Raw genomic sequence first — 13,194 nt, 5'->3', positions numbered from 1 at the left:
CGCCGCATGTGCCGCTGCCGGCCCCTGATGAGGGGCCGGCAGTTTTTGGTTGGTGCCGCGGGAGACCGGAAGGGGCCCGGCTGTCAGGTCTCTGGTAACTCCCGCCGGGCGACGGGGACTTGTGACAGCCGGGAGTGAGGTGTTCGGAGGAGGGGCAGGGCTGGCTACGGCGGGCGGGGCCGCGGGCTCGGCGGGTCGGTGGGCCGCTCTCGTCCCGATGCGCCGTGCCCGGCACCGTCATACGGCGTACCCCGCACGTAATTCGACCTCCGACCCGCGAAGCCCCAAGGAGCCGTGTCATGACATCCGCCATCCAGCCCGCCCCAGCCAAGCCGTTCGCCCCGGCCCCCGGCGAAGCGACGCTCGACCGTATCTCCGCCGTCCGTCTCTCGCTCGTACGGCTGCCGCTGCGCACCCCGGTCAGCGACGCCAAAGTACTGACCGGACGTCAGAAACCGCTGACCGAGGTCGCGTTCCTCTTCGCGCGGATCAGCACCGAGGGCGGCCACGAAGGCCTCGGCTTCGGCTACTCCAAGCGCGCGGGCGGCCCCGGCCTCTACGCCCATGCCCGGGAGATCGCCTCCGAACTGGTCGGCGAGGATCCCAGCGACACCGGCCGGCTCTGGCAGAAGCTGGTGTGGGCCGGCGCGTCCATGGGGCGCAGCGGGCTGACCACCCAGGCCATCGCCGCCTTCGACATCGCCCTCTGGGACCTCAAGGCCCGCCGGGCCGGGCTGCCGCTGGCCAAACTGCTGGGCGCCCACCGCGACTCCGTGCCCTGTTACAACACCTCCGGCGGATTCCTCTCCGCGCCTATAGAACAGGTCCTGGAGAACACCGGCCTCGCGCTGGCGCGGGGGATCGGCGGTGTCAAGATCAAGGTGGGCCAGCCGGACACCCGCGCCGACCTGCGGCGCGTCGAGGCCGTACGCGAACGGATAGGCGACGACGTGCCGTTGATGGTCGACGCCAACCAGCAGTGGGACCGCGCCACCGCCGCCCGGATGGGCCGGGCCTTGGAGAGCTTCGGCCTCACCTGGATCGAGGAGCCGCTGGACGCGTACGACGCCGAGGGTCACGCGGCCCTGGCCGCGCGCCTGGACACCCCGGTGGCCACCGGAGAGATGCTCACCAGTGTGGCCGAGCACACCGGCCTGATCATGGCCGGAGCCGCCGACTTCATCCAGCCCGACGCCCCGCGCGTCGGTGGAATCACCCCTTTTCTGCAGATCATGGCGCTCGCCGACCACAAGTGCCTCGGTATGGCACCGCACTTCGCGATGGAGATCCATCTCCATCTCGCCGCCGCCTACCCCCGGGCCACCTGGGTCGAGCACTTCGAGTGGCTGGAGCCGCTGTTCAACGAGCGGCTCGATGTGCGCGGGGGGCGGATGACCGTACCGAGCCGCCCCGGACTCGGTCTCTCGCTCAGCGATCAGGCCGCCGCCTGGACCTCTGAGGAGACAACTGTCGGTTCCTGAGGCGTGGTTGCCCGCTGCCGCCCCGGCACTCACAATGCGCATGACAAATCCGAAGCACCTTCGGTCACAAGAGGGGACCCCACATGAAGAAGCCTCTCCTCGGCGCGCTCCTGGCCGTCCTGCTCCTCGGAGCGGGAACGGCGCCCGCCATGGCCACCGGCCATGACACGGGGGCGCAGCGCACGACGGCCGCCACGACCACCGACACCAAGTCCCAAGTCGGTATCCAGGCCGTCGACTTCGCCGGAACGGTGGCACTCAGCAACTGCTCGGGATCCGTAGTACGCACGCCCGCGTCGCTGCCCAGCGACCCCGCCCTGGTCCTGTCCAACGGCCACTGTCTGGAGACCGGCTTCCTCGGCCCCGGCCAGGTCGTCGTCAACCGGGCGTCCACCCGTACCTTCACCCTGCTGAACTCGGCGGGCACCGGCGTCGCGACCCTGCGCGCCAGCAAGATCGCGTACGCGACGATGACCGACACGGACGTCTCGCTGTACCAGCTCACCAGCACCTACGCCCAGATCCAGAGTTCGTACGGGATCAACGCGCTGGAACTGAACACCGTCCGGCCGGTCCAGGGCAGCGCCATCAAGGTGGTCTCCGGCTACTGGAAGCGCATCTACACCTGCAACATCGACGGCTTCGCCTACCAGTTGAAGGAGGGCGACTGGACCTGGAAGGACTCGGTCCGGTACACCTCCGCGTGCAACACCATCGGTGGTACCTCGGGCTCGCCCGTGATCGACAACACCACGGGCAAGGTCGTGGCCGTCAACAACACCGGCAACGAGTCCGGTGGCCGCTGCACCCTCAACAACCCGTGCGAGGTCGACCAGAACGGCACGGTGACGGTGCGTCAGGGCATCAACTACGCCCAGGAGACCTATGGCATCGTGCCCTGCCTCGGCACGGGCAACCAGATCGACCTGAGCCGCGCGGGCTGCGCCCTGCCCAAGCCGTAGCAACAGCCTGAGTACATAGGAACAGTCTGAGTACGACTGACAACGGCGCCGCCGGGACAACCGGTGGCGCCGCTGCCGTTCGTGCATTCGTACGTTCGTACGGCCGCTCCCCGAAGTCGAGGAAATCGCCGGTCGGTGTTCTGGGACAGTTCCCCTGACCTGGGCCGGTGACCGCCTGACGGCCCGGCAGCCCGACCGCCTGACGCCTGACCGAAGAGGGAGCCGTTGTGAGTGTGGAAGCCGATGCCGTGTCAGAGTCCCTCGCCGCGCGGCAGCCGGAGCGGCGGCCCCGGCGGATCGTGGTGGTCGGTGCCTCCGCCGCCGGGCTGGCCGCGGCCGAGACGCTGCGCCGGGAGGGTTTCGACGGCGGTCTGACGCTCATCGGCGACGAGCCCGGGGTTCCGTACGACCGGCCGCCGCTGTCCAAGCAGATCCTGCGGGGCGACTGGCAGCCGGACCGTATCGCACTGCGCACCCCCGAGGCCCTCGACGCCCTCGGTCTCGATCTGCGACTCGGGGTCCGCGCGACCGGGCTCGACCTCGCGGGGCGGACGGTGGCCCTCGCGGACGGCGGTTCGGTCGCGTACGACGGCCTGGTCATCGCCACCGGAGTACGGCCGCGGCGGCTGCCCGGCGACACCGGGGCCCTCGCGGGCGTCCATGTGCTGCGGACCCTGGACGACGCGAAGGCCCTCAGGGACCGGCTGGCGGCTGGGCGTCGCCTGGTCGTGGTGGGCGCCGGGTTCCTGGGGGCGGAGGCCGCCGCCGTGGCCCGGGGCCTGGGCGCGGAGGTCACGCTCGTGGAGCCCGCGCCGGTGCCGCTGGCGCACGCGGTGGGGGAGGAGATCGGGCGGGTGCTGGCGCGTGCCCACCAGGATCATGGCGTCGAGCTGCGCACCGGAACCGCCGTGGCCGGGCTGGTCGCGGACGCCGGCCGGGCCGTCGGCGTACGGCTCGGTGACGGAAGCGTCCTTCCCGCCGACGACATCCTGGTGGCGATCGGCTCACGGCCCAACACCGAGTGGCTCGAAGGCAGCGGACTCACTCTCGGCGACGGGCTGGTCTGCGACCGGTACAGCGCCGCCGCCCCGGGGGTCTACGGCGCCGGGGACGTGGCCCGCTGGTACAACCCGCTGTTCGGCGCCGCGATGCGGATCGAGCACCGTACCAACGCCGCCGAACAGGGCATGGCGGCCGCTCGCAATCTTCTGCGCCCCGACGCGCCCCACCCGTACGCCCCTGTCCCGTACTTCTGGTCCGACCAGTACGACATGAAGGTGCAGGCGTACGGATATCTCCGCGGCCACGAGGAACTGGCGGTCGTCGAGGGCAGCCTCGCGGAGCGCCGTTTCCTCGCCGCCTACCGTACGGGCGACCGGCTCGCCGGGGTGCTCGCCATCGGTATGCCGCCCAGGGCGATCCGCCCCTGGCGCGCGGCGGTCGCGGCCGGGGCGGGGTGGCGGGAGGCCGTGGAGACGGCGGTGGAGAGGGCGCCGGACGTGGTGGATGCCTGAGGTCAGAGGCCGGGGGCGCCCCAGACGGGGAACCAGTGCGCCAGGTCCGGTTCGACCCGCAGATCGCTGCCGAGCACGGCCCTCACCTGGAGTTCGCGCTGATTGTCCCGCTTCTCGCCGCTGCCGGGCAGCGGCGCGAACGGATAGAAGGTGCCGCGTTTGTAGAGATAGACCAGCGCGAGGGGCCGCTGCTCCGCGTCGCGGAAACTCAGCAGCGAGCAGAGGAGCTGAGGGCCGAACCCGCCCTCCTCCAGCAGCGTGTTGACCGCGTGCAGATCGTTGACCAGGGAGGCCGTGTCCTCGGGCGGCTGCCGGACGAGCAGCCAGGTGTAGCCGTACGAGTCCTGGCTGAACTCCACGGGATGCCCGGCCCGGCCGGAGTCCGCGTCGAGCAGCTCCCGTACGTCCTCCCTGACCCGCGCGAAGCCGCCGCCCTCGACCCCCGCGAAACAGACCGAGCCCAGTCCGGTGGGCACGAATCCGGCGCCTGCCTGGAGGGTGAGCGCCGCGGAGGGGAGGGCGAAGAGTGCGTCGAGGTCGGGGCGGACCGGCTTGCTCCGGCCGAGGATGGTGTCGAGAAGACCCACGGGACCAGCTCCTCGATTCGATCGACTCGGGTCACGGACGGGCCAGCTCGGTGGACAGCCGGGCGAGCTGGTCCAGCCGCTGCTCCAGCGTCGGGTGCGAGGAGAACAGCCGGCCCAGGCTCTCCTTCGAGGCGAACGCGGGGACGAAGTAGAAGGCGTTGTACGGCTCCGCCTTCCGCAGGTCCCGTGTCGGAATCCGCGCCATCTGCCCGCTCACCTTGGTCAGGGCCGAGGCGAGCGCCGAGGGGCGCCCGGTGAGCAGCGCGGCCGAGCGGTCCGCGGACAGCTCGCGATAGCGCGAGAGCAGCCGGGTCAGCAGAAAGCCGATCACATACACCACCGTGCTGACCAGCGGAATCACCATGATCATCAGGCCTGCGGGGCCCGCGTTCCTGGCGCTGTTCGACAGCCCGCTGTAGAGCGCGAAGCGGGTCACGAGGCCCGCCATCACCCCGAGGAAGGAGGCGATCGTCATGACCGCCACATCCCGGTGCGCGACATGCGACATCTCGTGCGCCAGGACACCTTCCAGCTCCTCGGGCTCCAGCCTGCGCAGCAGCCCGGTCGTGGCGCAGACCAGGGCGGTGCGCTCGCTCCGCCCGGTGGCGAAGGCGTTCGGTATGTCGCTCTGCGCGATCGCCACCCGTGGTTTGGGCATGTCGGCCAGAGCGCAGATCCGGTCGACGGCGCCATGCAGCTCGGGTGCCTGCTCGGGCGTGACCTCGCGCGCACCCATGCCGAAGGCGGCGATACGGTCGCTGAACCAGAACTGCGCGATGAAAAGCACACCTGCGAAGATCACGATGATGGGCCAGAACTTGCCCAGCACCGCCAGCAACACACCGACCAGGACCACATACAGCAGGCCGATCAGGAACATGGTGGTCACCATGCGGGTGGTCAGCCCGTGGTCCTGGGTGTAGCGGGACTGTGCCATCGCTCGCCTCCATTGACGTCGCTCTCCTGCTATTTTCCTCCTTTCCCGGCGAAACGGAATAAGCGTGAGATATGGAGGGGTGGTGACGGTGCCGGGACCGCACTGAGCCCGCCCATGGGGACTCCCACGCCGTCCCGACGGGCGCGCGCGGTGGCGCACTGCCGCACGCGGGTGCTCGGTGTGCCCCTGGAAGTGCCTCCTTCTCCGGCGCATTCCGCGTTCCTCACCGCTTCGGCCGGGCATTGTGGTGTGGGTGATGCACCCAAGAGGAGGCAGTAGATGATCCGGGTCCATGTCGTGCACCATGTGAGTCTTTTCCGCTCGGCTCTCGTGGCGCTGTTACGGGCCGAAACGACTCTCGATGTGTCATCGGCCCCCGGGTGCACGCCATTCCGCGGGGCATATGTCGTGCCGCCCCAGGTATATGTGGCCGATATCGACTGTCTGAACTCTCCTGGATATATCGACAGGATGGTGTCCGCCTACGGTGACCTGGGCCAGGGGCCCGGTCTGCTCGTTCTTGCCACGGTACGGAAACCGGGAGCTTTGCGTAAGGCTTTTGACGCGGGAGCGCTCGGATATGTGAACAAGGACGGTGAGCCGAGACGATTGGTGGAAGCCATCCACCGGGTCGCCAGAGGGGAGCGATTCATCGACGAATCACTCGCTTTCGATTTTCTCCAGGCCGCGAAGATGCCGATGACACCTCGTGAACTGAGTGTTCTCGCGCTCGCGGCCGAAGGCGCGCCGATCGAGGAAATCGCGCGGTCCCTGCACCTTTCCAAGGGGACGATACGCAACTATCTGGCCGCCGCGATAAGGAAAGTCGGCGGACGCAACCGGCTGGACGCGGTCCGGATATCCCAGGGCGCGGGCTGGCTCTGACCTGCGGCGGGACCGGCCCATTGGATCGGCCACTCAGCCACTCAGCCACATGGCCGGTCAGCCGCCCGGTGGCTCAGCCACTGCGCCAGTGGCCCATCAGATCACGGTAGAGAGCCGACCCGGCCAGCAGTTCCTCATGTGTTCCGAAGGCCGGCCTGGTGCCATCCAGGACAAGGACGCGGTCCGCCCGGCGCGCGGACGACAGCCGGTGTGCGATCACGATCAGGGTGCCGGGACGAGAGGCCAGAGCGCGTTCCGCCCGCTCCTCCGCGACCGGATCGAGATAACAGGTGGCCTCGTCCAGAATCATCAGCGGCGCGGCGGAGAGATAGGCACGGCACAGACAGAGGGACTGGCGCTCGCCCTGGGAGAGCCTCGCGGGTTCGATCAGCGCGTCCAGCCCGCCCAGCCGGCCGATCAGACCGCCCGTACCCAGCGCGTCGACGGCCCGGCTCAGCTCGGTGGACGATGCCCCGGGCCGCAGATGCAGCAGATTGTCGCGGACGGTGCCGGTGAATACGTACGCCTGTTGCGGTATCAGTACGCGGCGCTCCGCCAGCTCCTCCGCCCGCAGCCCCGGTACGGGCTCTCCCGCCAGCAGTACGGTGCCCCGACCGGGAACCAGCAGCCCCGAGACGACGCCCGCCAGGGTCGACTTGCCGATACCGCTGGGCCCGACCACCGCGATGTGCTCGCCCCGCTCCACGGTCAGATCGAGGCCGTCGAGAACGGGCGGTACTCCGGGACCGTACGCCAGGGTCACCGACCGGACCTCGACCGCGGGCGGCGACGGGGACCGCGCCCCGGACAGGACGGCCCGCTGGAACCGGACCGGCCCGGTACTGCCGCTCACCATCGGGGCAATGGGTGCCGCCGCCGGCTCCGCCGTCCGGTCCTCGAACCGTTCCAGCACCACCAGTAGCCGGGTGCCCGCCGCCCCCAGCGCGGTCATCAGGGTATGCAGGGCGGGCAGCAGCGCCTGTACGAGATAGGCGAGCGCCCCCACCAGCGCACCCGCCGTCACCCCTTGGCGCAGCAGCCAGGGAGCGCAGGCCAGCAGCAGGATCACCGGTAGCTGACCGGCCACCCCGAGTGCCAGAGTGCGTACGGCCGCCCAGCGCGCCAGCGCATGCGCCGCGCGCGCCCCCGCGTCGATGAGCCGCTCCGTACGGACCCCTACCTCCGCCCCCGTGCCGCAGGCCGCGATGTCGCGCAGTCCGGCGCCGATCGCGCCGACGCGGTCGGCGAACGCCTCGTCGGCATCCAGGAATGCGCGCTGGGCCGCGGCCATCGGCCGCAGCGTGGCGAGGAAGAGCAGCAGCCCCAGCGCCAGCGGCGGTACGACCACGAGCAGGAACAGCGGCGTAAGCGTCAGCAGCCCGGCCAGCGCGCCCAGCAGTGTGAACACAAAGGACCGGACGGTCAGGACGAGCCCCGCGAAACTGTCCCGCATGATCTCGGTCTGATGGGTGACCCGGGAGACCGCCCCGCCGTCCTCACGCCCCGGTTCCGCGATTGCCCGGCGCAGGGCCTGTGTCACCGCCCGGCGGACCAGACCGTCCCTCAACGGCTCGACGAGCAACGCCAGTTGGGCGAACACTCCCCGTACGAGCGGACCGCCCGCCAGGATCGCCACCGCTGCCACGCCCAGCCACGCCAGGCCGGATCCCGTTCGCCCCGTCAGGAATCCGCGGTCCAGGGCCCGTGCCAGACAGTAGCCGCCGAGAAAGGTCTGCGCGGACTCCAGCAGCGACCAGCCGGCCAGCCTGAGCAGAACTCCCTTTCTGCGCAGCAGAAAGCGGCGGGCCCGGGGGAGGAGGCCGCTCAGCGTCCCCCGGGCCTCGCCTGGAGCCCGGCCGGTCATTTCGGCCGCCGTCACCGGCCGGGCCCTTCCATGGGAGCGTCCGCCGGACGCTCGGTTCCGTACGGTACGAAGCTGGCGTGCGGCCCCGGGTCATCGCGGGTCACCGGCCCGGGCGGGGCGAACACCTCGCGGTAGGCCGGGAGTTGCCACAGCTCCTCATGCGGCCCCACCGCCCGTACCCGGCCCTCCTCCAGCCAGATCACCAGATCGGCGCGGACCGCCGAGGAGAGCCGGTGCGCGACGATCAGCCGGGTGCCTGCCCGCACATCACGGTCGAGGGCCCGTTCCACCTGGCGCTCGGTGACCGTGTCCAGGCTGGAGGTGGCGTCGTCGAGGATCAGCAGCCGTCCCGCGTGCGCGAACGCCCGTGCCAGGCCGAGCCGTTGGAGTTCGCCCCCGGACAGCGGCGCCTCGCCGGGCGGCGTGTCGTACCCGTGCGGGAGCAGCCGTACGAACGCGTCCGCGCTCGCCGCGTGTGCCGCCGCCCGTACCCGCTCCGGTGAGGCCCGCTCGGCGCCGCACGCCAGGGCCTCACCGAGGGTGTCGCCCCACAGGACCGGCCGCTCGAAGGCGTAGCCGGTCTCGCGGCGCAACTCCCCCTGCCCGAGGGCGTGCAGAGGCACACCGTCGAGCAGTACGGAACCCTCGTCCGGATCGGCGAGCCGCCCGGCGACGGCGGCGAGGGTCGACTTGCCCGCCCCCGAACGCCCCACCACCGCCGCCGAGATGCCCCCGGGAATCGTCAGATCCACACCGGAGAGCAGGACGTGGCCGTCGCGCACGACCCGTACTCCGCGAAGTTCGAGCCTGCCGGGCCCGCCCGGCGGCAATGACGCGGCGCCGTAGGCGAGGCGGGGCAGGGCCAGCAGCTCGGCCACTCTGCGGGCCGCGGCCCGGCTCCGCACCAGCGAGCCGAGGAACCCGGCGGCTGCGCCCACCCCGGCCGCCAGCGCCGCGTACCGGGAAGCGGCCAGCAGATCACCGACACTGATCGCGCCGGAGGCCAGCCGTACACCGCCGGCCGCCAGCACACCGGTGGTCAGCAGCGGCATGAGGACACCGGCACGGGCCACGGCCCGGCCGTGCACACTCCACATCCGCCGTCCCTGGACGGCGAGTTCGGGCAGCGGAGCGAGGACACGGGCCCGCTCGCGCTCCGTCGTACCGGCGGCGGCGATGGTCCGCGCCCCGGCCAGTGCCTCGACAAGCCGGGACGCGATGGAGGCCTGCACCCGCTGGTACCGCGCGACACTGTCGGAGGAGCCACGGGTGAAGGCGCGCAGCACCAGGACCAGGACCGGCAGACCGGCGAGGAAGACGACGGCCGTCCAGAGGTCGATCAGGAACAGCGCGGCGATTCCCCCGGCCGGGGCGAGCAGTGACGCCGCGAGGGCCGCGGCGGTCACGGGCGCCGCACCGGCCTCCGTCGCGTTCGCCGAGAGACGGGCCGCGACATCGCCGGGGGAGAGGCGGGCCGCGTGCCCGGGCGGCGCCGCGAGCAGCCGCTCCAGGCCCCTGACCCGCAGGAGCGCGGTCGAGCGGGCCCCGGCCGTACCGCTCAGCAGGGCCACCAGGGCGTCGAGGAGCACCTCTGCGGCGATGGCAGTGGTACAGAGGATGAGCCACTGGGCCACTCGGCCACCCTCCTGGTTCAGCAACAGGTCCAGGGTCCGGCCGATGGCCACGGGCACGGCGAGCGACGCGGCGGCAGAAGCGGCCGAGCAGAGGAACACGGCCACGGTACGGCCCGCGCTGTGCCGGGCCGCGTCGTACAGCGGACGGGGGCCGGACCGCGCCGCCATGAGCGGTGCGCCACAGTCACGGCCCCCTTTGAGCGGGTGGCCTTCCCGGAACGGAGGGGGTTCCCTGCGCGGGACATCCATCGGGGCGGGATCCTCCTCCGGTCCGTAGCCTTCAGGCGGCTGGGGTACCGCCTGGCAGGTCCCGGGCGGCGGACCGCCCGGGACCCGGACGTCAGTTACAGGTGACGACGCTCAGGCTGCTGTCACCGCAGAGCAGCAGGCTCGCGCGGCTGCCCGTGGCGACATCGCCGGTGGCCTCTTCCTTCGGGATCTCCAGCGACTGCAGGTCGAGAAGGGGCATGACAGTTCCTCTCATTCATGGGGACGGTGTGCTCTGTTTCGGCTCCCGACGGGAGCCGGCTCTAGGGCCGCCGGAGCGGCGGGAGGAAGGGCAGCCGTGCCGGGCGGTCGCCCGTCGCGGCGGCCAGTGCCAGCAGACAGCCCGCGGTGCCGGTCGCGAGATCCATCGACAGCCGCATCATCTGCTCGCCGGGAAAGGCCAGTTGGCCGCGGTAGGCCATGGCGTGCCAGGAGAGGGCGTCCATCTGGCGGCGTACGTCGGCCGGTCCGGTGCCGGGGCCCGGGGCGGTCGTACGGCTCAGATACAGCACCATCCCCGCCGCGCCCCGGAAGAGCCCCGGCTGCGCGTAGAAGGTGGCCTGTGCCGCCCGTACGATCTCACCGCGCGCCCGCTCGAAGGCATCGTCGGCGCGGTGCGCGAGATAGTCGTCGAGGACCATGCCGATGCCCACACTGCCCGCGCCCAGATAGGGCATGGTGCGCCAGCCCTCGTCGACCTGGAGCGAGCCGTCCGGGGTCTGCTTGCAGCGGGCCAGATCGCGCCGGAGCGCGTCGGCCGCGAGGTCCAGCAGCGCGGTGTCCTGAGTGCGTTCGTAGAGGCGGATGAAGAGCAGCGCGATACCCGCACCGCCGTACAGCAGCCCCGCGCGGGACAGCCCCGGACCGCCCGACACCGCGGCGGCGGCCGGCTCGGCACAGCGGAGAGCCGCGTCAAGCAGCCCCGTCTCTCCGGACACCGCCGCCAGGTCGTCCAGCGCGAGGCCCAGTCCGGCGGCCCCGCCATGGAGATCGGGCGGCAGGGACCGCCAGGACTGACTGAGTATCAGATCAGCTAATTCCAGGGCGCGTTGCTCATGACCGAGCCGGTTCAGCGTCCAGGCGATCCCGGCCAGACCGTCGTAGAAACCGAGCGGGGTGCCCGAGGCGGGCTCCTTCGTCCGCAGCAGCAGCCACTCCTCCGCCGGAACACACCGTCCCGCGCCGCTCTCCGCCAGCGCGTACAGCACCCCCGCCGTGCCGTAGCCGAACGAGAGACCGCCGCTCGCCGTCGCGAACTGGGCGATGTCACCGGGGAAGAAGCGGTCCTCGCGCTCCGGCGACGCCGAGGCGAGGATGGCGTTCACCATCGAGTCCCGGCTCCTGGGCCAGTCGGCGGGCTCGGCCGGCAGATATGCCCTCGTGGCACGGCCGTCACCGACAGCCCCCGGATGAGCGGGCGACTCCGCGCGGGCGCCCGACGGCTCCCGCAGTATCTCCGCCACGGCCTCGTCGAGAAACGCCCGCTCCACCGGGAACCGCGCCGCCACCACCTCGGCGAGATGCGCGGCCTTGGCCCGGTCGACCGCGAAGAGACTGGTCAGCGGAATGAACAGGGCCAGCCGCAGACAGGCCAGCGCATACCGGTCCACATCGAAGCCACGCCGGCCGGCCGGTGCCACGAACCCCGGATGAGCCACGATCTGGCGGGCGTTGTCATCGGCCGGCGCGGCGGCCTCGAAGTCGAGCAGCACCACGGACGACTCGTCCTCGGAGACCATGATGTTGAACAGATGCAGATCGTTGAAGACCACCCCGCGCCCGTGCACCGCCTCGACGGCCTCCTCCACCAGCCGGTGGATCCGCAGCGCCCAGGCGGTGTACGAGGCGAGCCGCCCGGCGTCGGGAGCGGCCTCGATCAGCGGGTGGCGGCGGGCGAAGAAGGTGTTGAGGGGGCTGCCCTCGATGTACTGGAGCACCAGGAAGTGATGGCCGCCGAGGGTGAAGCTGTCGAGCACCTCCGGAGTGCAGGCCAGCCCCGAAAGCCGTTCCAGCGCCGCCTGTTCGCGCTTCAGCCGGGTGACCGCGTCCGCACCGTCGGCGGCCAGACCGGCGTACGGCCGTGCCTCCTTCAGTACGACCCGCTCACCGGTCCGGTCGTCGCGCCCGGCATAGACCCCGCCGCCGTTGGAGAAGTGCAGGGCCCGCTCGATGGTGTACGGCAGACCGGTGACGGTCATGGCGTCGCGCGCCGCGAGATGCGGCCGCAGGAACGCGGGCGGGGTGACCCACTCGGGTATCCGGAAGACGGGATCCCGCAGGTCCGGTACCAGCCGTCCGTCCAAGTCCTCGACGGCCGGGCGGAGTTCGCCCGCGGCGTCGTAACAGTTCCGCCGGGTGAAGCTGCCGTAGCGGAGATGGACCGGGCCCCGGCCCCAGCGCAGATCGCTCAGGATGTACGGTCCCGGCTCGCCGGCCAGCAGGGCGTCCAGCTCCGCGGCGATCACACCGCACCGCTGGTCGTCGGCCGGATACACCGTGATGAACTTCCCGCTGGCGGCGCGGTCGGCGTACTTGGCGTTGCGGGTGTGCAGCAGATAGCGGCTCGGTACGAACTTGAAGGGGATGGAGCGCGGTACGCAGTAGCCCATGACCCGGTCCAGGACCGATTCGGCGTTGTCCAGAGAGGCCGAGACATGGATCTTCCAGCCCTGGGCGGGCAGTTGGCAGTCGGCCGGGCGCCAGGCCAGCCAGTCGCCGGCGCGGTGCCGCTGCCAGCCGGCCGGTGCCGGCTGCCGGGCGGCCTCGTACAGCGCCTGGTGTCCGGTGCCAGCGACGGCCCCCTCTGCGGCCGACAGCCGGTGCGGTGCGTCGTAGAAATGCCGGTCGGCATCGCAGAATTGGGCGTACCCCTTGTTCACGAGCGCCTCCCCCTCGGCCGATGACCCGCTCACCGTGTCATGGCCGTGGAAAGGGGAGACAGTCGCCGATGTCACGTCCCCGGCATGGACTCCGCACGCACGAAGGGCAGTTGGCTGCCGCACACGGGTCTGCGCACACACGAAGGACCGGCGGACCACTCGGGTCCGCCGGCCCCTGTCCCGT

At 71.3% G+C, this 13,194-nt stretch carries 10 protein-coding genes; 4 read left to right on the top strand and 6 right to left on the bottom strand.

Annotated features, from left to right (window positions below; all coding sequences use genetic code 11):
• Positions 1-299: 299 nt before the first annotated feature.
• The 3 genes from ACFU9P_RS22420 (at position 300) to ACFU9P_RS22410 (ending at position 3,957) form a co-directional block, all read left to right on the top strand.
• Positions 300-1,481, top strand: a complete 1,182-nt coding sequence (locus ACFU9P_RS22420; protein WP_384083562.1) for a mandelate racemase/muconate lactonizing enzyme family protein — start codon at positions 300-302, stop codon at positions 1,479-1,481.
• An 83-nt stretch (positions 1,482-1,564) separates the two neighbouring features.
• Positions 1,565-2,443 carry a trypsin-like peptidase domain-containing protein gene (locus ACFU9P_RS22415; protein ID WP_384083559.1) on the top strand — a complete coding sequence of 293 codons (879 nt, stop codon included), beginning with the start codon at positions 1,565-1,567 and terminating at the stop codon, positions 2,441-2,443.
• A 248-nt stretch (positions 2,444-2,691) separates the two neighbouring features.
• Positions 2,692-3,957, top strand: a complete 1,266-nt coding sequence (locus tag ACFU9P_RS22410; protein WP_384083556.1) for an NAD(P)/FAD-dependent oxidoreductase — start codon at positions 2,692-2,694, stop codon at positions 3,955-3,957.
• Positions 3,958-3,959: 2 nt separating this feature from the next.
• Here ACFU9P_RS22410 and ACFU9P_RS22405 read toward each other — a convergent pair whose 3' ends face one another.
• Both ACFU9P_RS22405 and htpX read right to left on the bottom strand, forming a co-directional pair.
• On the bottom strand, positions 3,960-4,544 hold the full coding sequence (locus tag ACFU9P_RS22405; protein WP_376372408.1) for a hypothetical protein: 585 nt from the start codon (positions 4,542-4,544) through the stop codon (positions 3,960-3,962).
• Between the two features lie 31 nt (positions 4,545-4,575).
• The gene (gene htpX / locus ACFU9P_RS22400; RefSeq protein WP_376372405.1) at positions 4,576-5,481 is read right to left on the bottom strand and encodes a zinc metalloprotease HtpX; all 906 of its coding nucleotides are present in this window, start codon (positions 5,479-5,481) and stop codon (positions 4,576-4,578) included.
• A gap of 426 nt (positions 5,482-5,907) precedes the next feature.
• On the opposite strand from htpX, the gene ACFU9P_RS22395 reads away from it, so the two are divergent.
• Positions 5,908-6,366, top strand: coding sequence for a LuxR C-terminal-related transcriptional regulator (locus tag ACFU9P_RS22395; RefSeq protein ID WP_384083553.1), 459 nt, complete (start codon positions 5,908-5,910; stop codon positions 6,364-6,366).
• A gap of 73 nt (positions 6,367-6,439) precedes the next feature.
• On the opposite strand, the gene ACFU9P_RS22390 is transcribed toward ACFU9P_RS22395, so the two are convergent.
• The 4 genes from ACFU9P_RS22390 to lanKC form a co-directional block, all read right to left on the bottom strand.
• The gene (locus ACFU9P_RS22390; RefSeq protein ID WP_384083550.1) at positions 6,440-8,245 is read right to left on the bottom strand and encodes an ATP-binding cassette domain-containing protein; all 1,806 of its coding nucleotides are present in this window, start codon (positions 8,243-8,245) and stop codon (positions 6,440-6,442) included.
• The gene (locus tag ACFU9P_RS22385; protein ID WP_384083547.1) at positions 8,242-10,032 is read right to left on the bottom strand and encodes an ABC transporter ATP-binding protein; all 1,791 of its coding nucleotides are present in this window, start codon (positions 10,030-10,032) and stop codon (positions 8,242-8,244) included. Before ACFU9P_RS22385 ends, ACFU9P_RS22390 begins: the two co-directional genes overlap by 4 nt.
• A 172-nt stretch (positions 10,033-10,204) precedes the next feature.
• Complete coding sequence (locus ACFU9P_RS22380; RefSeq protein ID WP_384083545.1) at positions 10,205-10,333, bottom strand: SapB/AmfS family lanthipeptide; 129 nt, start codon at positions 10,331-10,333, stop codon at positions 10,205-10,207.
• Positions 10,334-10,394: 61 nt separating this feature from the next.
• Complete coding sequence (lanKC, locus tag ACFU9P_RS22375; RefSeq protein ID WP_384084228.1) at positions 10,395-13,010, bottom strand: class III lanthionine synthetase LanKC; 2,616 nt, start codon at positions 13,008-13,010, stop codon at positions 10,395-10,397.
• Positions 13,011-13,194 lie beyond the last annotated feature (184 nt).

Origin of the sequence: Streptomyces sp. NPDC057617, from assembly GCF_042800555.1 — a bacterium.
In the GTDB taxonomy this organism is placed as follows: Bacteria; Actinomycetota; Actinomycetes; order Streptomycetales; family Streptomycetaceae; genus Streptomyces.
Note: the sequence above shows the minus strand (reverse complement) of the source record. Positions and strands in the feature narration are given on the sequence as shown.

Bases quoted from the DNA above. Each gene is read 5' to 3' on its own strand.
- ACFU9P_RS22420 (WP_384083562.1), top strand. From the start codon at position 300: ATGACATCCGCCATCCAGCCCGCCCCAGCCAAGCCGTTCGCCCCGGCC.
- ACFU9P_RS22415 (WP_384083559.1), top strand. From the start codon at position 1,565: ATGAAGAAGCCTCTCCTCGGCGCGCTCCTGGCCGTCCTGCTCCTCGGA.
- htpX (WP_376372405.1), bottom strand. From the start codon at position 5,481: ATGGCACAGTCCCGCTACACCCAGGACCACGGGCTGACCACCCGCATG.
- ACFU9P_RS22385 (WP_384083547.1), bottom strand. From the start codon at position 10,032: ATGGCGGCGCGGTCCGGCCCCCGTCCGCTGTACGACGCGGCCCGGCAC.
- ACFU9P_RS22380 (WP_384083545.1), bottom strand. From the start codon at position 10,333: ATGCCCCTTCTCGACCTGCAGTCGCTGGAGATCCCGAAGGAAGAGGCC.